Origin of the sequence: Streptomyces sp. NPDC001549 (assembly GCF_042894025.1) — a bacterium.
In the GTDB taxonomy this organism is placed as follows: Bacteria; Actinomycetota; Actinomycetes; order Streptomycetales; family Streptomycetaceae; genus Streptomyces; species Streptomyces kutzneri.
This window is the reverse complement of the sequence record NZ_JBIAVJ010000008.1, coordinates 1-20694: the sequence shown is the minus strand read 5'-3', so window position 1 is coordinate 20694 and position 20694 is coordinate 1. Positions and strand designations below refer to the sequence as shown.

At 71.6% G+C, this 20694-nt stretch carries 21 protein-coding genes and 1 tRNA gene; 7 read left to right on the top strand and 15 right to left on the bottom strand.

From position 1 onward, the window contains the following. Positions 1 to 8 precede the first annotated feature (8 nt). From ACFY04_RS15815 to ACFY04_RS15790, 6 genes are all read right to left on the bottom strand, one after another. Positions 9 to 1532: an SPFH domain-containing protein gene (locus ACFY04_RS15815; RefSeq protein ID WP_389117028.1), complete on the bottom strand. Its 1524-nt coding sequence runs from the start codon at positions 1530 to 1532 to the stop codon at positions 9 to 11. A 114-nt stretch (positions 1533 to 1646) separates the two neighbouring features. Beyond that, positions 1647 to 2156: a hypothetical protein gene (locus ACFY04_RS15810; protein ID WP_389117025.1), complete on the bottom strand. Its 510-nt coding sequence runs from the start codon at positions 2154 to 2156 to the stop codon at positions 1647 to 1649. Between the two features lie 152 nt (positions 2157 to 2308). After that, positions 2309 to 3358, bottom strand: a complete 1050-nt coding sequence (locus tag ACFY04_RS15805; RefSeq protein ID WP_389117024.1) for a PucR family transcriptional regulator — start codon at positions 3356 to 3358, stop codon at positions 2309 to 2311. 281 nt (positions 3359 to 3639) lie between these two features. Continuing rightward, entirely contained in the window at positions 3640 to 4020 is a 381-nt protein-coding gene (locus tag ACFY04_RS15800) for a hypothetical protein (protein WP_389117023.1), read from the bottom strand. A 273-nt stretch (positions 4021 to 4293) separates the two neighbouring features. After that, a complete protein-coding gene (locus ACFY04_RS15795; RefSeq protein ID WP_389117022.1) occupies positions 4294 to 4632 on the bottom strand; it encodes a DUF5709 domain-containing protein in 339 nt (112 codons plus the stop codon). A gap of 47 nt (positions 4633 to 4679) precedes the next feature. After that, positions 4680 to 5360: a TetR/AcrR family transcriptional regulator gene (locus tag ACFY04_RS15790; protein ID WP_389117019.1), complete on the bottom strand. Its 681-nt coding sequence runs from the start codon at positions 5358 to 5360 to the stop codon at positions 4680 to 4682. 186 nt (positions 5361 to 5546) lie between these two features. On the opposite strand from ACFY04_RS15790, the gene ACFY04_RS15785 reads away from it, so the two are divergent. Both ACFY04_RS15785 and ACFY04_RS15780 read left to right on the top strand, forming a co-directional pair. Further along, a complete protein-coding gene (locus ACFY04_RS15785) occupies positions 5547 to 8681 on the top strand; it encodes an MFS transporter (protein ID WP_389117018.1) in 3135 nt (1044 codons plus the stop codon). Beyond that, on the top strand, positions 8678 to 10393 hold the full coding sequence (locus ACFY04_RS15780) for an ABC transporter ATP-binding protein (RefSeq protein ID WP_389117016.1): 1716 nt from the start codon (positions 8678 to 8680) through the stop codon (positions 10391 to 10393). The genes ACFY04_RS15785 and ACFY04_RS15780 overlap by 4 nt, the downstream gene beginning before the upstream one ends. Before the next feature lie 10 nt (positions 10394 to 10403). Here ACFY04_RS15780 and ACFY04_RS15775 read toward each other — a convergent pair whose 3' ends face one another. Next, positions 10404 to 10739, bottom strand: a complete 336-nt coding sequence (locus ACFY04_RS15775; RefSeq protein ID WP_389117015.1) for a hypothetical protein — start codon at positions 10737 to 10739, stop codon at positions 10404 to 10406. Between the two features lie 218 nt (positions 10740 to 10957). After that, the gene (locus ACFY04_RS15770) at positions 10958 to 11410 is read right to left on the bottom strand and encodes a YbhB/YbcL family Raf kinase inhibitor-like protein (protein WP_389117013.1); all 453 of its coding nucleotides are present in this window, start codon (positions 11408 to 11410) and stop codon (positions 10958 to 10960) included. A 572-nt stretch (positions 11411 to 11982) separates the two neighbouring features. Between ACFY04_RS15770 and ACFY04_RS15765 the strand changes: the two genes are divergently transcribed. From ACFY04_RS15765 to ACFY04_RS15755, 3 genes are all read left to right on the top strand, one after another. After that, positions 11983 to 12567 (top strand): DinB family protein, encoded by a 585-nt coding sequence (locus ACFY04_RS15765; RefSeq protein WP_389117011.1) that lies wholly within the window; start codon positions 11983 to 11985, stop codon positions 12565 to 12567. 33 nt (positions 12568 to 12600) lie between these two features. After that, positions 12601 to 12906, top strand: coding sequence for a transposase (locus ACFY04_RS15760; protein ID WP_389117009.1), 306 nt, complete (start codon positions 12601 to 12603; stop codon positions 12904 to 12906). A 164-nt stretch (positions 12907 to 13070) separates the two neighbouring features. Continuing rightward, complete coding sequence (locus tag ACFY04_RS15755) at positions 13071 to 13367, top strand: hypothetical protein (protein ID WP_389117007.1); 297 nt, start codon at positions 13071 to 13073, stop codon at positions 13365 to 13367. Positions 13368 to 13762: 395 nt separating this feature from the next. Here ACFY04_RS15755 and ACFY04_RS15750 read toward each other — a convergent pair. Beyond that, a tRNA-Pro gene (locus ACFY04_RS15750) sits at positions 13763 to 13836 on the bottom strand. 107 nt (positions 13837 to 13943) lie between these two features. Here ACFY04_RS15750 and ACFY04_RS15745 point away from each other — a divergent pair. Further along, on the top strand, positions 13944 to 14417 hold the full coding sequence (locus ACFY04_RS15745) for a DUF309 domain-containing protein (RefSeq protein ID WP_389117006.1): 474 nt from the start codon (positions 13944 to 13946) through the stop codon (positions 14415 to 14417). Here ACFY04_RS15745 and ACFY04_RS15740 read toward each other — a convergent pair. From ACFY04_RS15740 to ACFY04_RS15725, 4 genes are read right to left on the bottom strand one after another with little or no spacing between them, the layout of a single operon-like run. Continuing rightward, positions 14414 to 14806 (bottom strand): VOC family protein, encoded by a 393-nt coding sequence (locus ACFY04_RS15740; protein ID WP_314246601.1) that lies wholly within the window; start codon positions 14804 to 14806, stop codon positions 14414 to 14416. The two genes, ACFY04_RS15745 and ACFY04_RS15740, sit on opposite strands and share 4 nt — an antisense overlap. Positions 14807 to 14810: 4 nt before the next feature. Further along, entirely contained in the window at positions 14811 to 15443 is a 633-nt protein-coding gene (locus ACFY04_RS15735) for a lactate utilization protein C (RefSeq protein WP_389117004.1), read from the bottom strand. Beyond that, positions 15440 to 16921, bottom strand: a complete 1482-nt coding sequence (locus tag ACFY04_RS15730) for a lactate utilization protein B (RefSeq protein WP_389117003.1) — start codon at positions 16919 to 16921, stop codon at positions 15440 to 15442. The genes ACFY04_RS15735 and ACFY04_RS15730 overlap by 4 nt, the downstream gene beginning before the upstream one ends. Before the next feature lie 44 nt (positions 16922 to 16965). Continuing rightward, positions 16966 to 17721 (bottom strand): (Fe-S)-binding protein, encoded by a 756-nt coding sequence (locus ACFY04_RS15725; protein ID WP_389117001.1) that lies wholly within the window; start codon positions 17719 to 17721, stop codon positions 16966 to 16968. 18 nt (positions 17722 to 17739) lie between these two features. Here ACFY04_RS15725 and cobF point away from each other — a divergent pair, with 18 nt between their 5' ends. Continuing rightward, a complete protein-coding gene (gene cobF / locus ACFY04_RS15720; protein WP_389117000.1) occupies positions 17740 to 18492 on the top strand; it encodes a precorrin-6A synthase (deacetylating) in 753 nt (250 codons plus the stop codon). Here cobF and ACFY04_RS15715 read toward each other — a convergent pair. Then, positions 18479 to 19639 carry an aminotransferase class V-fold PLP-dependent enzyme gene (locus ACFY04_RS15715; protein WP_389116999.1) on the bottom strand — a complete coding sequence of 387 codons (1161 nt, stop codon included), beginning with the start codon at positions 19637 to 19639 and terminating at the stop codon, positions 18479 to 18481. The genes cobF and ACFY04_RS15715 overlap by 14 nt on opposite strands. Then, positions 19636 to 20586, bottom strand: coding sequence for a LysR family transcriptional regulator (locus ACFY04_RS15710; protein ID WP_389116996.1), 951 nt, complete (start codon positions 20584 to 20586; stop codon positions 19636 to 19638). Before ACFY04_RS15710 ends, ACFY04_RS15715 begins: the two co-directional genes overlap by 4 nt. Positions 20587 to 20694: the final 108 nt, after the last annotated feature.

Here is a 20694-nt window from a genome sequence, read left to right as displayed (position 1 = left end):
ACCGGACGTCAGTCGGTGATCGCGATCTTGCCGTTGACCGGGACGGCTTCGGGGGTCGTCGCCGGCCTGGCCGCGGTGAGGCCCTTGAGGAGCTGGGCGAGGTCGACGCCCGTGGTGGAGCCGAGCAGCTCCATGCCCTGGGCGACGTTCTCGGCGACGGTGCGGGACAGCTTGTTCGCGCCGTCGGTGGAGATGACGGTCATCTTGTCGATGGCGCTGAGCGGTTCGGCCGCCTTGGCGACCACCTCCGGGAGCACCTCGACCAGCATCTGGACCATCGCCGCATCGCCGTAGCTCTCGAAGGCGTCGGCCTTCTTCTGCATCGCCTCGGCCTCGGCCGCGCCCTTGGCGGCGATCGCCGCCGCTTCCGCCTCGCCCTCCAGGCGTACCGCGTCGGCGATGGCCGTACGGTGGGCGAGCTCCGCCTCACCGCGCTTGGCACCCTCGATGGCCTCGGCCTCGGCGAGGGCGGAGCGGCGCTGCTTCTCGCCCTCACCCGTGAGGCGGGCCCGCTCGGCCTCCGCCTGCGCGGCGGCGATGGCGGCAAGGCGCTCGGCCTCGGCCTGCTTGACCCGGGCCACCCGCAGCGCCTCGGCCTCCTGCTCCGCCTGGTAGCGGCGGGCATCGGCGGGCTTGCGGACCTCGGTGTCGAGCTGTCGGTCGGTCAGCGCGGCCTGCCGCTCGGCCACCTTTTCCTGCTCGGCCAGGATCTGCTGCTGCCGGTCGGCGTCGGCCAGCGGTCCGGCGGCGTTCGCCTGGGCGGCGGCAGCGTCGGTCTCGGCCTTGATCTCGGCCTGGCGCAGGTACAGCGTGCGCTCCGCGACCGCGATCTCCTCCTCGGCCTTCAGCCGTGCCTGTTCGGCGGCCCGGCGGGCGTTGGCCTCGGCGATGTCGGCCTCCTGCTTGGCGCGCGCGGCCTCAGGGCGGCCGAGATCCTCCAGGTAGGAGCCCTCGGTGGTGATGTCCTGGATCTGGAAGGCGTCCAGGACGAGGCCCTGGCCGGAGAGGCTGGCCTCGGCCTCCTCCGCGACCTGCCCGGCGAAGGCGGCCCGGTCGCGGATGATGTCCTCGACCGACATCCGGCCGACGATGGCCCGCAGCGCGCCGGACAGCACCTCCTGGGTGAAGCCGACGATGCCGTCCTGCTGCTGGAGGAAACGCTGGGCGGCGGCCCGGATGGCGTCCTCGTTGCCGCCGACCTTGACGATCGCCACGCCTTCGAGGTTCGCCTTGATGCCGCGCAGGGTGACCGCTCCGCGGACGGCTATGGGGATGTGCCGGCTGGACAGGTCGAGGGTGTAGCGCTGCTGGACGAAGGGCACGACGAACACCCCGCCGCCGACCACGACCTTCTGGCCGCTGGTGTCGGTGAAGACCTGTCCGGTGGCCGGATCGGTGGACTTCTTGCCGCGCCGGCCGGTGATGAGGAACGCCTCACTGGGACCGGCGACCTTGTAGCGGGTGACGACGACCAGGGCGAGCAGCACGAGGAGTACGAGCACTCCCACGACCGGAACGACGACTGAACTCATGGTGGATCCCCCCTGCCCGCTCTCGCGAGGGCAGATCGGTGGTGGATGAGGAGGTGAAGCGCTCGGACCGGCGCACGGACCGATGCACGGGGCGGCGCACGGGGCGGCGCTGAGTCAGCGTTCGACGGCGCGCACGCCGACCGACGTGGATGAGGGCGTCGCCGTCACCCACACCTCGGCGCCGAGGGCCACCGGGCCGTCGGCGGTCGCGGCGTACTTGACCGGCTGGCCGCCCAGCGTCAGCAGGACCTCGCCGTACCCGTCCGCCGGAATGGCCGTGACCACGGTCCCGGCCGACCCGACCAGCTCGCCGTGGCGCGGGGCGGCCCCGCCGGTGTCCCGGGCGAGGGCCCGGGACAGCCGGTACGCCGACCAGCCGGCCCCGGCACCGGCCGCGGCACCGGCGGCGGCTGCCGCTCCCGGCCCGAGACCCGTGGTCCCGAGCACGATCGCCCCCGTGAAACCGAGCATCGAGACGAAGCCCGCGACCACCGGGAGCGACAGCCACCCGTCGAACAGTCCGTCCAGGGCACCGTCGAAGACACCTTCGAGGACCCCGTCGAACACCAGCGAGCCGGCCAGCAGGACGATTCCCCCGATGCCGAGACCCAGAAACAAGTCCATGAGCACCTCCCCCGCTCGGCCGGTATTTCCGCCGGACAACGGCATCGTGCCAGCGCGCGAAGGTGCCGCACATTGCCTGCCTTCGGCAATCTTTACGACTCTTTGACGCCGCGGTACGGCAGGGTGTCCCGGCGGTCGCAGGCGCCGACGGGTCACGCCGTGGTGTCGGGCCAGCCCAGCAGCTGTGATCCGATCACCGCGGTCTGCAGTGTGTAGCGGTCCGCCGGATCCGCCGGATCCGCGCCGGTGAGGGTGTGGATGCGCCCCAGCCGGTACGTCAGTGCGCGCACGCTCAGCGAGAGGCGCCGGGCGGTCTCCGTCGCCACGCAGCCGCTGTCGAAGTAGGCGGTGAGGGTGTCCAGCAGGGGCCAAGGGCCGCCGCGCGCCTGGCGGAGCGGGCCCAGGACACTCTCCACGAGGTCGGCCATGGCCTGCCGGTCGCGGCTGAGGACCGGATAGACCAGCAGGTCGGAGGCGTACAGCAGCGGCCCCTCCAGCCCCATCCGCTCAGCGATGTCAAGGGCGTTGAGGGCCTCTTCGTAGGAGTGGACGACCCCGCCGGGGCCCGGGTGGGAGCGGCCGACGGCGACCCGTCCGCCGTCCGTCACCGCGTGCGCCTGCTTGGCGAAGTAGGCCAGGACATCGGGCTGATCGCCGGGCGCCACGCAGATGAGGCTGCCGTCCTTGGTGGCCAGCAGGATCTGCCGCTTGCCGAACCGGCCGAGGACCGCCTCCTCGATGCGGCGCGCCACGGGGTAGCCGTCGCCGTACGGCTCGGGGCCGGCGGCCACGGCCACCGCGTGGGCCTGTGACAGGCGCAGCCCGAACCGTTCGGCCCGCTCCGCCAGCAGGCCCAGCCCACTGCGCCCGTGCAGCAGGTCGTCGATGAACTCGCGCCGGGCCGCCTCCTCCTGACGGACCGCCTGGCGCTGGGACCGCTCGTACCCCTCGACGAACGCGTCCACCGCCTGCTCGACAGCGGCCAGCAGCGGCGCCGGCGATCGCGTCAGGACGCTCTGGGCGGCGGCCAGGTGGTCCCGTATGAGCCCGCGCAGCGGCAGACCCGCCTCCGCCGCCCGCTGCCCCTCGGCACGGCGGGACTCGAGCTCGGCACGGGTGAGGCGGCGCCCCGTGGCACACGCGTCCCGCAGTATGCCGACGTACCCGCCGAGACGATCCTCCGGCGCTTCCCGGTCCGCCACGTTCCTCCCCCGATCCCGACGGGCACCCTCACCCGCCCTCGCCCCGGTACCAGGGTGACACGCGCATCGGGGCGCGCCGGCACGCCGGTAGCCGGCGCAGTGCCGTACGGGGTTCCGCCGGCTCGTCGGAGACCGGCCAGGCGTCAATCCGCAGGGGCGGATCCGCACCGGGCCCGGCGCCGAAGACCCACTGGCCGGCCGCCGACCCCGTACGAGGTCCGCCTTCGATGAAGTGATCCGGTCCCTGTTCACCGGAGACGAGGCCGCGGGGTCGCACGGGGTCACACGGAGCGGATCAGCAGGTCGACCTCCTTCTCCTGGTCTCCGGACACGGTCCCCCTTCTGTCCACCACGAAGGTGTCCGCGAGGGCGGCCACGACCCGATCCACCGCGCGGGGGCCGCCTTGCAGACCGATGTCGACGGTTCCGTCCAGGCGCACGCGCTCCGTCGTTCTGGGCGGGTCCGCCGCGTCCACGGTCGTGCACCACACGGTGGCCGCCCCGTGCGGCCCCGGCTCAAGAGCCACGCCTTCCGCCGAGGAAGCCGGAAAGGCCCGCTCGAGAACGTCCAGGAGGACTCGGGCGGCTTCCTCCGAGCAACCGGTGGCCGTGACCACCACTTCTGCCGAAGGCCGCTGTGCTGCGTCGGCGTCCGTGGTCATCGCCTCGTGCCTTCCGGTGGGATCTCGGGCATCGCGGACCTCCTTCATCGGCGGATGAGTCACCGTCATGCTGCGAGACCACGTGGATTCCCGCACCCCGGATCCGCCACATGGCGCCGACACCCGTCGGCCGAGTCGGCGTACGGGTGAAACCGTGGTGCCCCGGAGCGGCGGACCCGCGCCGGCGCGTCACGACCGGGTTCGGGGGGGCCTGACGTCCGCGTTCGTCCCGGAGGAGTATCACCTTGCTCGAACGCAGGCGGCCTCCGCCGGTCACTGCCCCTCGGTGGCCTCCGGATCGCTGTCGGCGGGCGGGGTCGTCTCGACCACGTGCACGGCGGCTTCCTCGGCCGATGCCGCGCCGCCGTCGATCCCGACGTCGTGGGCCGGTACGGAGATGTGACGCTGCGGAACCGGTTCTTCCACCGGGGTCGGGCGGCCGGCCCGGCCCGGTCCGGCCAGCGGGGTCTCGCCGGCCTCGTCAGGGCTGTCGTCCCGCGCGGACACCTCGGGTTCCTCCGGCGCGAGCCGCTCCCCCAGGCTCTCGCCCGTGCGCTGTTCGGCGGCCGTCGTGCCGCTGTCGCCGACCGCCAGGGGGCGGTCGGGCGGCACGAACGCCGTGTCGGCCGTTCGCGCGCGCTCATCCCCGTTGCCCGTGCTCAGCCCTCGCCACGGGGGGTGGCCTGTGCGAGCAGCCCGTCGACGAACGTGCGGAGTCCCTGGGGGTAGATGTCCCGTGCGGCCAGCGCGGCCCATCGGACGCCGATGGCGGCCAGGTGGGGCACCTGGGACGGGTCCAGGTCGTCGCGGTAGGCGAAGGGCCGGCCTTGGTCCTGTCGGCGGGCGGAGTGGGCGCGGACGAGGACCTCGCCCACGGTGTAGTACCAGATGCTGCGGAAGGTGTCGACGCTCTGTTCGGGTGTGCATCCGTGGGCGTCTGCGCCGGCCACGATGGCTTCGACCATCCACATCGCCGATTCGTCGAGGAGGCCGACGAAACCGTCGGCCGAGAGAACCTCGGCGGCCCATGGCCAGGCCGCGAGTGCGTCGTGCATCGCGGTGGCGGCCGTGACGATGCGCTCCCGCGGGTCACCGGGCAGTCGGGGGCGTCCGATCTGCTCGATGTGCTGGTTGAGCAGGAGGAGCAGAAGGTCTTCCTTGTTCCGGATGTGGTGGTACAGGGTCGTCGCCCCGACGCCGATCTCGGCGGCCAGGCGACGGATCGTCAGCTTCTCCCAGCCGTCCTGGTCGATGAGCCGACGGGCGGCCACCAGGATCTGCGCACGGGAGGTCAGGGGTGGCCGGCCGGTGCGGCCGTGCGGCGCGGGCGCTCGGGACATCGTCCCATCATGCCGCCCGGCCGTCCTCCGCCTCGAAACGGGTGCGGATTCGGCCTTTCGTGTTTCCCGGCGGCCCGCCCGATGATACTTTCCGAACATGTTCCGAAAGTTAGACGACAGTGTGCGGGGGCGGAGTTCGTGATGACGCATGGTTCGGGTGCTCGGCCAGGGCTCACGCTCGCCGCGGTGGCGCTCGTGCAGTTCATGGTGTCGCTGGACCTGTCGGTCGTGAACGTCGGACTCCCACAGATCGCCGCCGGCCTCGGCTTCGGCGCGGTGGGCCTGACCTGGGTGATCCACGCCTACGCCCTCACCTTCGGCGGGTTGCTCCTGCTGGGCGGCAAAGCCGCCGACCGGTACGGCCGCAAGCGGATCCTGCTGCTCGGGCTCGTGGTGTTCGGGCTCGCCTCTCTCGTGGGCGGCTTCGCCCAGGAACCCGGCCACCTCGTCGCCGCCCGAGCGGCACAGGGCATGGGGGCCGCCGCGCTGGCTCCGGCCGCTCTGGCGCTGCTGACCGCGACGTTCCCCACGGGCAGGGCCCGCATCCGGGCCTTCGGGACATGGAGTGCGGCGAACGCCGCCGGAGGCGCCCTCGGCGTCCTGGCGGGCGGCGTGCTCACCGAGTACGCCGGCTGGCGGTGGGTCATGTTCGTGAACGTGCCGATGACGGCTTGCGCGCTGGCCCTGGCATGGCGCGGCGTCACCGGGGGACCTCCGGCCGCTCGCGGTGGCCGTCCGGACGTGCTCGGTGCCGTCCTGGTCACGGCGGGCATGACCCTGCTGGTGTTCGGCGTCGTCCGCACGGACCAGTACGCGTGGACCTCGCCGGTCACCCTGACGACCCTGGCGGTCGCCGCCGTCCTGCTGGCCGCGTTCATCCGTGTCGAGCTGACCACCGCCCGCGAACCGCTGATCCGGCTCGGGCTGTTCGCCAACGGCTCGGTCGCGGGCTCGAACGCCTACACGCTCCTGATCGGCGCGGCCATGACCTCCTCCTTCTACTTCGCGTCCCTCTACCTCCAACAAGTCCTCGGAACGGGACCGGCGCGGACCGGGATGATGTTCCTGCCGCTCGCCCTCGCGCTGGTCGCCGGCTCCGTGCTCGCCGTCAAGCTCGGCTACCGTCTTGCGCCCCGCACTCTTCTGGTCGTCGGCGGACTCCTGGCTGCGACCGGGCTCGCCTGGTTCGGCCTGATCAGCCCCGGCGGCGCCTTCACCACGGACGTCCTCGGGCCCTCAATCGTCACCGGCGGCGGCTTCGGGCTCTGCCTCGGACCGGTCGTCTCCCTCGCCACCGCCGGCGTCGCGCCCCACGAGACCGGCACCGCCGCGGGCCTGCTCAACAGCTCACGCCAGATCGGCGCTTCACTGGGACTCGCCGCCCTCGGCGCCGCGGCGCACCACCGCACCGGCCGGACGGCCACACCCGGGGCACTCAACGACGGATACGCGCTCGGGCTGACCCTCAGCGCCGCGCTCCTGGTCGCCGCGGTCCTCGTGGCCCTCACCGTCCTGCGCCGAACCACACCCCCGTCCGACGCCGAGTCCGCAGCGGGACCGACCATGGCGGGGCTGCTGCGCCCCTTTTACCCGTGCTTCGCCGCCGTTGTGACCCTGCAGGTCATCGGCGCCCTGGCGGGCCTGGTGCCGCTGCTGGCGGTCGTCGAACTGGGGCGCACTCTGCTGGCGCCCGGACCGATCGATCACGGTCATGTCCGGATCATCGTGATCGCGGGTGCGGCCGGCCTGTTCCTCCGGCTGCTGTTCACGGCCGCGTCGTCAGGCATCGGGCACATCGTCGACGGCCAGGTCCAGCTGAGGCTCCGCCTGCAACTGGCCGCGCAACTGGGGCGCGTACCGATCGGATGGTTCTCCCGGCGCCGGACCGGTGAGCTGGCCAAGGTGGTGGGGGAGGACGTCAGCGCCGTGCACCCGTTCATCGCCCACACCCCCGGCGAACTCGTCTCCGCCTTCGTGGTGCCGCTGGTGTCGCTGATCTACTTGTTCACCGTCGACTGGCGGCTCACACTGATCACGCTGATACCGGTCGTCCTGGCAGTGGGGCTGGTCCCCCTGATGATGACCCCGGCCCGGCTGCGCGAGCAGGAGGAGTTCGACGCGGCCCTGGGACGGATATCGAGTTCCGTCGTCGAGTTCGTCCAGGGCATCTCGGTGGTCAAGGCGTTCGGCGGATCCGGGCGCGCCCACCGTCGGTTCCTCATGGCGGTGGACGAATTCGTCGGCAGCTTCTTCCGGGTGCGCGGCCTCGCCGGGATCGCCGCCGGGATGCAGGTCGTCCTGTCGCCGCCCTTCGTGCTGTTGGTCGTCCTGATCGGCGGTACGGCTCTGATCACCACCGGTGGCATGGCTCCGGCCGACCTGCTGCCCTTCCTGCTGCTCGGACTGGGCCTGACCGCTCCCGTGGCGGCCCTCGGCCACGGGTTCGACGACATACAGGCCGCCCGGCGCGCGCTCGGCCGGATCCGGGAGGTGCTCACGGTGCGGTCGCTGCCGGAACCCGCGCACCCGGTCGCTCCACAGGGTCACCGGGTGGAACTGCGTGACGTTCGATTCGGCTATGAAGCCGGTCACGAGGTCCTGCGCGGGGTCGACCTGGTGCTCGAACCGGGGACGACCACCGCGATGGTCGGGCCGTCGGGAAGCGGAAAGTCCACGCTGGTCCAGCTGTTGCCGCGGTTCTTCGACCCGACCCACGGTTCGGTCACCCTGGGCGGTGTCGATCTGCGCGAGCTCGGCAGCCGGGAGCTCCACCGGAAGGTCTCCTTCGTCTTCCAGGACGTCCGGCTGCTGCGCGCGTCGGTCGCGGACAACATCGCGCTGGCCGTCCCGCACGCCGGCCTCGACGACGTGGTGCGCGCCGCCCGGCTGGCGAACATTCACGATCGGATCCTCGAGCTGCCCCGCGGATACGAGTCGGTGATCGGTGAAGACGCCGGCCTGTCGGGCGGCGAGGCGCAGCGGATCGCGCTCGCACGCGCACTGCTCGCCGACACGCCGGTTCTCGTGCTCGACGAGGCAACCGCCTTCGCGGACCCGCAGACCGAACAGGCGGTGCGCCGGGCACTGGCAGCGCTGGAGGGTGACCGGACGATCCTGGTCATCGCCCATCGCCTGGAGACGATCGCCGACGCCCACACCGTCGTGATGCTGGACAACGGGTCGGTCGTCGAACGCGGCAAGTCGGCCGAACTGCTGGCACAGCAGGGAAGATTCGCCGCGTTCTGGCAAGCCCAAAGGTCGGTGACCGCCGACCGGACCGAAGCCCACGGTGGCGTATCGCGAGGAGGCGAGCCCCGATGATCCGCCTGCTGCTGCGCGTGCTGGGACACGAATACGCCGGTCCGGTGCGTCGCACCGTGGCCCTGATGACGACGACCGCCCTCGTCGAGGGTTTGTCCTACGCACTGCTGGTTCCCGTGCTGCGGGCACTGTTCGGGAGCACACCCGGGGGCGCCTGGCCCTGGCTGACCGCGTTCGGGGCCGCGGTCGCCGTCTACGCGGTGCTCCGCCATGTCAGCGACCGGTCCGGTTTCCATGCCGGGACCACGCTGTTGCGCGGCACCTACCAGCGTCTCGGCGACCATCTGGCCCGGCTTCCCCTCGGCTGGTACGACGCCGGCCGCCTCGGGGAGGTGTCCGTCCTGGCCGGCCGGGGCGTCCTCCAGGCGATGAGCGTCATCGCGCATCTGCTCGCACCGTTCATCTCCGCCTGCGTGACCCCCCTGACGATCGTTGCCGTCATGCTGGCCTTCAACTGGCAGATGGGCCTGGCCGCGTTGGCCGCCGTACCGATCGTGGCGGCGATCCAGACCCGGACGGGACGCTCGATGGCCGCCACGGACACGGAGCGCCACGAACGCGACCACGAGGCCACCGGGCGAGTCGTCGAATACCTTCAGGCCCAGCCGGTGTTGCGCGCCGGCGGCCGGACCGCCGAACGCTTCCGGGTGCTCGACGACTCGTTGCGGGAAGTCCGGCGCGCCTCCCGCCGAACCGCGCTGACGGCACTGCCCGGCGTGGTCGGTCTGGCACTCACGGTGCAGGCGATGTCCACCGTCGTGCTGGCCCTGGGTGCCTGCCTCGCGCTCGACGGGAGCATCGGTGCGGCCGAGGTCTTGGCGATGCTCGTGCTGGCCGCCCGCTGCGCGGATCCGCTGCTGTCGCTGTCGGACATCGGCGGCCGACTCCGCGGCGCACGGTACGAACTGGCGCGTCTCGACGCGGTACTGCGCACCGAGCCGCTGCCGGAACCGGCCGAACCGATCCAGCCGGTGCGCCATGACCTGGAGTTCGAGTGCGTCGCCTTCCGGCACGGCGACCGCACGGTGATCGACAACGCGTCGTTGTCCGTGCCGGAGGGACAGCGGATTGCCGTCGTCGGACCGTCGGGCGCGGGCAAGAGCACCCTGCTGCAACTGCTCGCGCGGTTCTACGACGTGGACGTCGGCGCGGTGCGCGTGGGAGGTGTGGACGTGCGCGCGATCGACACGGAGGTGCTGATGGCGCAGATCGCCATCGTCTTCCAGGACGTCTACCTCTTCGACGGCACGATCGAGGAGAACATACGCCTCGGCCGTCCCGACGCCGACGAAGCCGAGGTGCGGGCGGCAGCCACCGCAGCACGGCTGGACGAGGTGATCGAGCGGCTGCCCGGCGGATGGGCGACGAATGTCGGCGAGGGCGGCGCACGGCTGTCGGGCGGTGAACGCCAGCGCGTCTCGATCGCGCGGGCGCTGCTGAAGAACGCGCCCATCGTCCTGCTGGACGAGGTGACCTCAGCGCTGGACCCGGTGAACGAGGCGGCCGTCCATGAGGGCATCGAACACCTGATGGCCGGCCGGACGGTGGTGATGGTCGCGCACCGGATGCGTACCGTCCGAAGCGCCGATCGCATCGTCTTCCTGGACCGCGGCCGGATCGTGGAAGAAGGCAGCCACGAGGCACTGCTGCGCCGTGGCGGCCGCTACGCCGATTTCTGGAATGCTTCCCTCGCACCGGCGCCGGGTGAATGAACCGTGGCTTTCATTCCTTTTTGATCGGTACGGTGATGTGCCTGTTGCGGATCACCACTCGTTCCTTTTTGTCATCGATGCGGAACTCTTCTTTGACCGGCGTCGTCGTGATGACTTGAGGAACTCGCCCGCCGGGTGCGTGTTCCACCAGTTCCAGATGAAGTTCTTCAGGAACCGGAACGATCGGCGGGGACGCGAGCACCAAAGCCAGTTCGAAGCCCTCGGTGTTGCATGCGCACGTGCCCTCCACCGTGACCCAGCGTTCACCCTTGCTGTTCCGATACGCCGTGGCGGTGAAGTCCTCACCAACAGCCTTGCAGGCGAAGCCGTTCTCATACCCAGGCATTCCGACTCCCTCGATTTTCTCGCTTGCGCGACAGTTGACACAGCGCATTCAGTATCAGCGCGTTCACCGGCTGCCACAATCGGAGGGAAGGCATTCATCCATCTGGCTGCGCATATCGTGTGGAGGTCTTCGGACGGTGGTACGCGCAAGGCGAAAAAGGCGCTTGGGCCAAACTCGGTCCGACCAGGTCGCGGAGGCCCACATGCGCCGTGACGCGCTCAGCGCTGATAGGTCCCGATCAGGGTGCCGGAGACCAGCTCCCGGCCCTTCAGTGCACGGTGCACGTCCTCGACGCCCGGGCGGTCGTGCAGCGGCAACGGCTCGGACAGGGCGTACAGGCGGAAGAGGTACCGGTGCGGCCCGCGCCCCGGTGGGGGCATCGGCCCTCCCCAGCCCACGTGCCCGAACCCGTTGGGCCAAGGCAGGCCGCCATGGGGCTTCTGGTCCTCCGACACCCCGGTCGTCCCCGGATCGATGCCTGTCACCAGCCAGTGCAGGAAGGTCGCCCCCGGTGCGTCCGGGTCCTCACACAGGAGCACCAGCTCCGTGGCCTCCTGAGGTACTCCCGACCAGGTCAGGGGCGGTGAGATGTTCTCTCCCTCTCCGCTGTACCGGCGGGGGATCACCGTGTTGTCCTCGAACGCGCTGCTGCTGAGTTCAATTCCGCTCATGCGCGCGCCCATACCCGCCTGCGGCGGCGCAGGCACCGACCCGTACCCCGAAACCCCCGTTCGGCGGAGCCCACCCGGCCCGGATGCGGGAACGGGAGCGGGAACGGGAGCGGATGCGGGAGCGGGGCAAGGATGGCGCTCCCCTTCATGACCCGCACCGGTGCTTGACGAGCCGACGTCCGCAGACCCTGCGGCACGCCACCCGGTCGACCACCGCCGACATCTACAGCCGAACGCCTTGCCTGGCGGATCTACATGGCCTACGTGAAGGAGGCCACAGCAGCCTCTGCCATACATCCCGCTTCATCCGCCGGCTCGTACTCGGCGAGCCGAGAGACCGGAGCGGCCCCGGTCGTACTGCGTCCCGCGAGGGGTACCCGCGCCTGTCCAGCACACTCCATCCTGGTGCGGGCCGACTGCGAGCTTGGAGGTTGCCTCACATGGCACGTTTTGCGAGCTTCTTGATAGCAGGTCAGGGCGGGGCGGCCATGCCAGGCCTCGGCTCTGCCGGTCGTTGCTGACCACGTAAGGGATCTTGAGACCACGAGCAGCCCATGGCAGGCTCATGCCGCATGATCGATGGATTCGCGAAGGACAACCTGCACGGGAGACTGCGGCGGGACCGCAAGGCGCTGCTCTGGAAACTCGACGGCTTGTCCGAATACGACGCCCGCCGGCCTCTGACAGCGACCGGGACCAACCTCCTCGGCCTGGTCAAACATGTGGCCACCGTCGAGGCCAGGTACTTCGGCGAGGTCTTCGGCCGCCCTTCCCCGGAACCGCTGCCCCGGTGGCAGGACTCCGACGGCAGCGATCTGTGGGCGACCGAGGACCAGACCCGCGATCAGATCATCGGGTTCTACCGGCGCACGTGGGAACACTCGGACGCGACGATCAACGAGCTTCCCCTCGACGCCCCCGGCCACGTGCCGTGGTGGCCGGAGCCTTATTCCAACACGAACCTGTTCGCCATCATGGTCCATGTCCTCGGCGAGTCCATCCGGCATGCCGGGCACGCCGACATCCTGCGCGAGGGCCTCGACGGCCGGACCGGGTTGCGCGCCGAACACGAGAAGCAGATCGACGAGCAAGCCCGTGCAGCCTACTGCGCGAAGATCGAGCGGGCCGCCAGGTCGGCCGCACCAATCAAGGCTTAGAGGTTGTCTCACGTGACGTGATGTTCGTGCGGCATGGTGCCGGTGGTGGGTGCTGATCTATCGAGGCGTCTGGTTCCTGATGAACTCCGGGAGCCGGCCGCCCGGTTGCCGCCGTCGTTCGCTGCTCGTCCGCAAGGCGGTGGGACCGCTCCGTGGGACGAGCGGGCCGTGTTCACGGCAGTGGTGTACGCGCTGACCAGCGGCTATGCCTGGCGGCATCTGCCGCCGACGTTCGGCACGTCGCCCGCCACCGCGCATCGCCTCTTCACGGTATGGACCGAGGCTGGCCTGTGGCGTCGGCTGCACCGCTACAAGAAGCTCGCGAAACGTGCCACGTGAGACACCCCCTTATAGTGCGTGTTTCAACGGTCCGAGTTCAGGAACGCCATCGCCGAGATGTGCGTTTGGTTCCCTTGTGTAAGCCTGGAAGTGACGCGTTGTAACCTCGCGGGGTGCCCTAAAGCCAGCATTATGACTGCTACTAGTGGCACTGGAGGATCGCGATGCTGGACAGCAACGACAACAAGGCAATTCAAACCACTCGGGCCTGGGCTGGTCTTCTCGTCGTGCTCTTCGGTGATATCGGCATCGCGCTAGCCGCGATTCTGGTTGCGCTCCACCTCAAGACGGGCTCCGAGGCGGTAGCCATTCTCACCAGCGCATTTACCGCAATAACTGCGATGACTTCGGCGTACTTCGGGATTAGAGCGGCCGCAAATACAGCTCAGTCTGCCGTATCTGCAGGAGTTCAGTCTGGTGGTGGGCAGGGTGCTCAAGGCGGGCAAGGGGACGGACAATAGTTCATCTCTTGGCGATGCGTGTCCCGCACACTCCATTCCGGCACGGGCTGGGGGCAAGATGAGGGTATGCACAGGGCGGTGAAGTGTGGGATCTGATCTTCGAACAGCAAAGTCAGAAGCGCTGGGGCTGCGTCGCGAGGCCCACCGGATGATGTCCGGGGCGGGCGTGCGCAAGGTGCGTCTGTACGACGCCCGCCACGCGTGCCTCACGTGGATGGCCGACAACGGCGTGCCCGACACCGTGGTCTCCGCGTGGGCAGGGCACAGCGATCTGTCCTTCACCAACCCCAGGCCTGTGACGAAATGCGACACGGCAGTCCCGGAGGACACACAAAAGCCCTGTCTCACCGAAGTGAGACAGGGCTCTGATCTGCGACTACGAGGCGAACCTCTAGTCGGGACGACAGGATTTGAACCTGCGACCCCTTGACCCCCAGTCAAGTGCGCTACCAAGCTGCGCCACGTCCCGTTGTGCCTGCGACCTGGGGTTTCCCCCTGCCCGGCGGCACATGCAGAACATTACCCCACGCCGAGGGGTGTGCATGCACGGGTAATCGCGAGGGGGAGGATGGGGTGGTGAACGCACGGGATCGGGACGTCGACGGGCGGGCGCGCAGTGCGCGGCCGAGGGATGGGCTGGGGCGGCCGCTCGCCTACGGAGTGGCCGGGGTGGAGCGGCAGCCCGAAGGGGTGGTGCGCTCTCCCGGCGAGACCGTGCGGGAGGCGCAGCGGCTGTTGGACGCCGGGATGCCGTTCCACGCGCACGAGGTGTTCGAGGATGCCTGGAAGTCCGGGCCCGAGGCCGCGGCCCCGCTCTGGCGGGGGCTCGCGCAGCTCGCCGTCGGGTTGACGCACGCCGCGCGCGGCAACGCGGTGGGCGGGGCGCGGCTGCTGCGGCGCGGGGCCGCCGGGATCGAGGGGCTGGACGGGGGCCCGTACGGGGTCGACGTGCCGGGCCTGGTCCGGTGGGCCGGGGAGCTGGCCGACCGGGTGGCGGACGGCGGCCCGGCCGTCGATGCCGCGCGCGAGGCGCCGAGGCTGGGACTCTAGGCGGCGGGCTGGAGGAGGTCCCAGCGGTTGCCGTACAGGTCTTCGAAGACGGCGACGGAGCCGTACGGCTCGTGGCGCGGCTCCTCCAGGAAGCGGACGCCCTCGGCGGTCATCCGGGCGTGGTCGCGGGTGAAGTCGTCGGTGTACAGGAAGTGGCCGACGCGGCCGCCGGTCTGGTCGCCTACGCGCGAGCGCTGGGCCTCGTCCTTGGCCCGGGCCAGGAGGAGCGCGGATTCGGTGGCGCCGGGCGGGCGGACCACGACCCAGCGGGATCCGTCCGGGCGGGCGGTGTCCTCGGCGAGGTCGAAGCCGAGGGCACGGGTGTAGAAGTCGATGGCCTCGTCGTAGTCGTGGACGAGGAGGGCCGTGAGGGCGATGTGCGAGGGCATGCCCTCATTGTGTGCCCACGAGCACCACCTCCAGGGTGCGGGGGCCGTGGACGCCCTCCACCCGGTCGAGTTCGATGTCGCTGGTGGCGGAGGGGCCGGAGATCCAGGTCAGGGGGCGGGTCGGGTCGAGGAGCGGCAGGGCCTGCGGGACGGAGTCCACCACCTGGTCCGGGACCCGGACCACGCAGATGTGGTGGTCCGGGACCAGGGTGATGCGCCGCCGGCCCTGGTCGGGGCCGCCGTCGAGGATGATCGTGCCGGTCTCGGCGACGGCCAGGGCGCAGCCGGTGACCACGCTGTCGACCCGGTCCAGTTCGTACGGGGTGGAGGCCGCCCGGTCGGGTACCCGGGTGGGGCCCCCGGCCGGGAGCCAGTGCGGGGGCAGGCCGGGCGGGACGAGCACCGACCGGGCGCCCCGCGCGTCGAGGAGCCGCGTCAGCAGCGCGGGCAGTGCCTCCTCGTCCGTGCGGTGGACCACGGCCCGGTACTCGGCGAGGTGGGCGGCGAGCAGGTCCACCCGCTCCGCCGGGGTCCGGGCGCCGTGGACGGGGAGGTAGTCGCGGGGGATCTCCACCGCGGGTGCGTCGTCGCGCAGCGCCCGGCGGATCCGGCCCAGGATGCGGTCCTTGCTGCTCATTGCGGGGTGCTCCGTTCCCGGGCCCACCAGTCGCGGAAGGACTGCGCCGCCACGGCGGGCAGTTCGCGGCTGTCGGTCCAGGCCCGCCCGGCTCCGGGGAGCCGGCGGGGGGCCAGCCGCCGGGCCCTGGCCAGCAGGCGCTCCCCCGCGCGCAGGGCTCCCGGATGGTCCAGGAGCAGCCGGGCGGCGCGCATGGCGGCCCGTTCGGCGGTGTGGCCGTCGGCGGGGCGGAGCGTGACGCGGACGCCGGCGCGGGTCACCGGGCCGCCCTGGACGACCCGTTCGCGGAGGTGGACGAGGACCTCGGGGATGTCGATGGCGACCGGGCAGACCTCGTAGCAGGCTCCGCACAGGGTGGACGCGTAGGGCAGCGAGGCGTCGATCGCGCTGCCCGTGCCGCGGAGTTGGGGGCTGAGGATCGCGCCGATGGGGCCCGGGTAGACGGAGCCGTAGGCGTGGCCGCCGACGCGCTCGTAGACCGGGCAGACGTTGAGGCAGGCGGAGCAGCGGATGCAGCGCAGGGCCTGACGGCCGGTCTCGTCGGCGAGGGTGTCGGTGCGGCCGTTGTCGAGGAGGACGAGGTGGAAGGCGGCGGGCCCGTCGCCGTCCGCCCCTTTTGAAGGACCCAGCCCGGTCCACATCGTCGTGTACGGGTTCATCCGCTCGGCCGTCGAGGAGCGCGGCAGCGTCTGGAGGAAGATCTCCAGGTCGCGGAAGGTCGGAACGACCTTCTCGATGCCGACGACGGAGATCAGGGTCTCGGGCAGGGTCAGGCACATCCGGCCGTTCCCCTCGGACTCCAGGACGACCATCGTGCCGGTCTCGGCGACCATGAAGTTGGCCCCGGACACGGCGACCTTGGCGCGCAGGAACTTCTCGCGCAGGTGCAGGCGCGCCGCCTCGGCGAGTTCCCGCGGGTCGTCGCCGAGCGGTTCGGGCGCCGGCCTGCCCCAGCCGCCCATCTCGGCGCGGAAGATGTCGCGGATCTCGGCCCGGTTGCGGTGGATGGCCGGGACCAGGATGTGGGAGGGGCGGTCGTGGCCGAGCTGCACGATGAGTTCGGCGAGGTCGGTCTCGTACGCGGCGATCCCGGCGGCCTCCAGGGCCTCGTTGAGCCCGATCTCCTGGGTGGCCATGGATTTGACCTTGACGACCTCGCGCTCGCCGGTCGCGCGGACCAGCTCCGTGACGATCCGGTTGGCCTCGTCCGCGTCGGCGGCCCAGTGGACGGTGCCGCCGGCCGCCGTGACCGCTTCCTCCAACTGCAGCAGGTAGCGGTCGAGATGGCGGAGGGTGTGGTCCTTGACGGCCTTGCCCGCGGCGCGCAGCCGGTCCCAGTCCGCGAGTTCGGCGACGGCCCGCGCGCGTTTGTCGCGGATGGTGTGCGTGGCGTGCCGCAGGTTGGCGCGCAGCACCTGGTCCCGTACGGCCTCGCGGGCCGCCTCGGGAAAGGCCGGAAAGGCGGGAAAGGCGGGCATGCCCAGGTAAGTGCCCGTGGTACCCGTAGTACCCGTGGTGCCCGTCACGACAGCGGTTCCTCCTCGGTCGCGGCCAGGATCTCGGCGAGGTGCAGGGTCCGCAGCGGACTGTCCGCGCGGCGCAGCAGGCCGCCCAGGTGGGCGAGGCAGGAGTTGTCGGCGCCGCACAGCACCTGGGCGCCGGTGCCGGCCGCTGCCGTGATCTTGTCGGTGCCCATGGCGGTCGAGACGTCCGGGTTCTTGACGGCGAAGGTGCCGCCGAAGCCGCAGCACTCCTCGGCGCCGGGCAGCTCGACCAGGTCCAGGCCCTTGACCGCGGCCAGCAGCCGCCGCGGCCGGTCCCCGAGCCCCAGGCCGCGCAGGCCGTGACAGGAGGGGTGGTAGGTGACGGTGTGCGGGAAGTACGCGCCGACGTCGGTCACCCCGAGCACGTCGACGAGGAACTCGGTCAGCTCGTACACGCGCGGCGCGAGCGCGGCGGCCGCCTCGGCGAGCTCGCTGCCGCGCCCCTCGGCCTCCGCCTTCCGGCCGATGCGCGGGTAGTGCTCGCGGATCATCGCGGCGCAGGATCCGGAGGGGGTGACCACGTACGCGTGTCCCGCGAAGGCCCGCACGGTACGCCGCATGAGCGGTTCGGTCTCGTACCGGTAGCCCGTGTTGTACTGCGGCTGCCCGCAGCAGCTCTGGGCCGCCGGGAAGTCCACGCCGACCCCGAGCCGCTCCAGGAGGCGTACGACGGCGATGCCGGTCCGCGGGTAGAGCGCGTCGTTGACGCAGGTGACGAACAGGGCGGCTCGCATGATGGGCACAATAGCCCGGTGAAGAAGTTCTCAGTGATCGGCATAGGCGCGGGCGACCCGGACCATCTGACCCTCCAGGCGGTCAGGGCGATCGGCGCGGCGGACGCATTCCTCATCCTGGAGAAGGGCGAGGAGAAGGCGGATCTGACCGGGCTGCGGCGCGCGATGCTCGACGCGCACGCCCGCCCCGGCCACCGGCTGGTGGAGGGCCGCGACCCGGACCGGGACCGGACGCCCGCCGACTACGCCCCGACGGTGGACGGCTGGCGCAGCGCGCGGGCCGGGCTCTTCGAGCGCTTCATCGCGGAGGATCTGGCGGACGGCGAGACCGGGGCGTTCCTGGTCTGGGGCGATCCCTCCCTCTACGATTCCACGCTCGCGATCCTCGACGAGGTGCTGGAGCGCGGCCGGGTGGCCTTCGAGCACGAGGTCGTGCCCGGCATCAGCAGCATCTCGGCGCTGCTGGCACGGCACCGGACCAACCTGAACCGGGTCGGGCGCCCGGTCCAGATCACCACCGGCCGCAGGCTGGCCGAGGGCTGGCCGGACGACGTGGACGACGTGGTGGTGATGCTGGACGCCCGGCACGCCTTCACCGCGCACCTGGACCAGGACCTCTACATCTACTGGGGGGCCTATGTGGGCACCCCGGACGAGATCCTGGTCTCGGGCAAGCTCGCGGAGGTCGCCGGGCGGATCGAGGAGCTGCGCACCGAGGCCCGCGCCCGCAAGGGCTGGATCATGGACACGTACCTGCTCAGGCGCGGCTGAGGTAGGACGGGAGGACGGCGGCGAGGCGTTCGTACTCCTCGGGGTGGTTGTAGATCTGGCCGCAGACGCGGATGCCGCCGCCGCCCGGCCAGGGCCAGATCAGCACGCGGATGCCCTGCTCGGCCGCGATTCGCTCGCGCAGCGCGCGGGCCCGGTCCGGGGTGTCGGCGACCCAGGCCGGCAGGCGCAGGGTGCGCATGGCGAGGGCCTCGCCGTGCGGGAGCGGGGTGAGCCCGGGGAGCTCGGCGAGCAAGGCCGCTCCGTGGGCGGCCAGTGCGCTGTTGTGGGCCCGGACCTTGGCCGCGTCGAGGCGTTCGAGAAGGTCCAGCCCCTCGGGGGCGGCGAGCCAGCCGGTGTAGTCGGCGGTGGCGCGGTTCTCGACGGAACGCGGGAATCCGTGCTGGTCCTCCCAGGACGGTACGAGGGCCCTGATCCGGCGGCGGTGCTGCGGGGCGACGGCAAGGACCGCGCTGCCGGAGGGCGCGTAGCCCCATTTGTGCAGGTTGCCGAACCAGAAGTCGGCGCCGCCCGCGAGGGGGTCGGCGAGCATGCCCAGGGCGTGGGCGCCGTCGACGACGGTGGTGACCCCGCGTTCGCGCAGGTCCGCGAGGAGCCGGGGGGAGGCGATGATCCGGGCGGTGGGCGAGCTGACGTGGTCGAGTACGGCCACCCTCGTACGGGGGGTCAGCGCGGCCAGCACGGTCTCGCGTACGGCGTCCTCGTCGGGCAGGTGGGGGTCCAGGGCCACGGTGGTGACCGGGGCGCGGCGGGCGGCGGCCGCGACGACGGTGCCGTAGCCGTGGTCGGTGACCAGGATCTCGTCGCCGTCGGCGAGCGGGACGGCGTCCAGGGCGAGGTTGGCGCCCTCGGTGGCGTTGGCGATGAAGGCGATCCCGTCGGGGTCGGCGCCGAGGTGGGCGGCTATCCGGGTACGGGCCTCGGCGAGGCGGTCCGGGACGGCGATGAAGAAGGCGTCGGGGTCGACGTGGACCTCGGCGCGGAGCGCGGCCTGGGCCTCCTGGACGGGGACGGGCACCGCGCCGAAGGAGCCGTGGTTCAGGTGGGCGACGCGGGGGTCGAGGCGGAACAGGGCGGGTCCGCCGGGGAACGCGTGGGCGAACCCGGCGGGGCGTATCGGCTCGGTCACTGCTCCTCCGGGGATGCGGCGCGGCTGTCCTCCGGATCATCTCCCGCCGCCGCCGGCTCCGGTAGACCGCCGCCGCCGAAGGCCCGGCGCCCGTGCGCGAGCAGCTCGCGCACGGCGGGGCCGTGCGGGGCGCGCCAGACCAGGCAGAGCAGGGCGGGGATGTCGACGTCGTCGAGGACGCGGGCGCTGAGCGTGTCGCGGTAGCTCTCGGCCATGGACTCGCTGAGGACGGCGACGCCCAGGCCGCGGGCGGCGAGGTCGGCGATGGCGTCCGCGGCCCCGGCCTGCAGGGCGATCACGGGCCGGACCCGCCGTGCGGCGCAGGCCTGGTCGAAGACCGTGCGCAGGCCGGTGCCGGCGGGCATGCAGATGACCTGGTGGCCGGCGAGGTCGCGCAGGGTGACCCGGCGCCGGCGGGCCAGCGGGTGATCGGGCGGGACCGCGACGACGAGCCGCTCGCTGACGATCGTGAGGGATTCCAGTCCGGCCGGTGCGGCGGTCGCGGTCCCGATGAGGGCCACGTCGACCGTGCCGACGCGGACCCCTTGGACGAGCCGGTCGGAGTTGTCCTCCAGCAGGGCGATCTCCACGCCGGGGTGGGCCCGGTGGAAGGCGGCGAGGGCGTCGAAGAGCGGGGTGCCGGTGCAGCCGACGACCATGCCGACCGTGATCCGGCCCCGGATCACGCCGGCCACGTCCCCCACCGCCTGGCCGACCGCCCCGGCGGCGGCGAGCGCGGCCCGGGCGGGTGCGAGCGCGGCCGCTCCGGCCGCGGTGAGGGTGGCGGTGCGGGCCGAGCGGTCGAACAGCTCGGCGCCGAGCTCCCGTTCCAGCTGGCGGATCTGGGCGCTGACCCCGGACTGACTGATGTGCACCCGCTCGGCCGCCCGGGTGAAGTTCTGTTCCTCGGCGACGGCGACGAAGTATTCGAGCTGCCTCAGTTCCATGACTTGAGATTCTAGTTATTGAGCCGAAACTCCTCGGTTGCCTGGTCGTTGGTCGGGTGTGATCGAGAGTGGGGATATGCGCCGGCTGTCGCCGGATGCGCAGGAGGA

What these genes read in the sequence shown, in the direction of transcription:
- ACFY04_RS15815 (WP_389117028.1), bottom strand. Translation starts at nt 1,532, where the DNA reads ATGAGTTCAGTCGTCGTTCCGGTCGTGGGAGTGCTCGTACTCCTCGTG.
- ACFY04_RS15810 (WP_389117025.1), bottom strand. Translation starts at nt 2,156, where the DNA reads ATGGACTTGTTTCTGGGTCTCGGCATCGGGGGAATCGTCCTGCTGGCC.
- ACFY04_RS15800 (WP_389117023.1), bottom strand. Translation starts at nt 4,020, where the DNA reads ATGACCACGGACGCCGACGCAGCACAGCGGCCTTCGGCAGAAGTGGTG.
- ACFY04_RS15790 (WP_389117019.1), bottom strand. Translation starts at nt 5,360, where the DNA reads ATGTCCCGAGCGCCCGCGCCGCACGGCCGCACCGGCCGGCCACCCCTG.
- ACFY04_RS15780 (WP_389117016.1), top strand. Translation starts at nt 8,678, where the DNA reads ATGATCCGCCTGCTGCTGCGCGTGCTGGGACACGAATACGCCGGTCCG.
- ACFY04_RS15775 (WP_389117015.1), bottom strand. Translation starts at nt 10,739, where the DNA reads ATGCCTGGGTATGAGAACGGCTTCGCCTGCAAGGCTGTTGGTGAGGAC.
- ACFY04_RS15770 (WP_389117013.1), bottom strand. Translation starts at nt 11,410, where the DNA reads ATGAGCGGAATTGAACTCAGCAGCAGCGCGTTCGAGGACAACACGGTG.
- ACFY04_RS15765 (WP_389117011.1), top strand. Translation starts at nt 11,983, where the DNA reads ATGATCGATGGATTCGCGAAGGACAACCTGCACGGGAGACTGCGGCGG.
- ACFY04_RS15760 (WP_389117009.1), top strand. Translation starts at nt 12,601, where the DNA reads ATGGTGCCGGTGGTGGGTGCTGATCTATCGAGGCGTCTGGTTCCTGAT.
- ACFY04_RS15755 (WP_389117007.1), top strand. Translation starts at nt 13,071, where the DNA reads ATGCTGGACAGCAACGACAACAAGGCAATTCAAACCACTCGGGCCTGG.
- ACFY04_RS15740 (WP_314246601.1), bottom strand. Translation starts at nt 14,806, where the DNA reads ATGCCCTCGCACATCGCCCTCACGGCCCTCCTCGTCCACGACTACGAC.
- ACFY04_RS15735 (WP_389117004.1), bottom strand. Translation starts at nt 15,443, where the DNA reads ATGAGCAGCAAGGACCGCATCCTGGGCCGGATCCGCCGGGCGCTGCGC.
- ACFY04_RS15730 (WP_389117003.1), bottom strand. Translation starts at nt 16,921, where the DNA reads ATGCCCGCCTTTCCCGCCTTTCCGGCCTTTCCCGAGGCGGCCCGCGAG.
- ACFY04_RS15725 (WP_389117001.1), bottom strand. Translation starts at nt 17,721, where the DNA reads ATGCGAGCCGCCCTGTTCGTCACCTGCGTCAACGACGCGCTCTACCCG.
- ACFY04_RS15710 (WP_389116996.1), bottom strand. Translation starts at nt 20,586, where the DNA reads ATGGAACTGAGGCAGCTCGAATACTTCGTCGCCGTCGCCGAGGAACAG.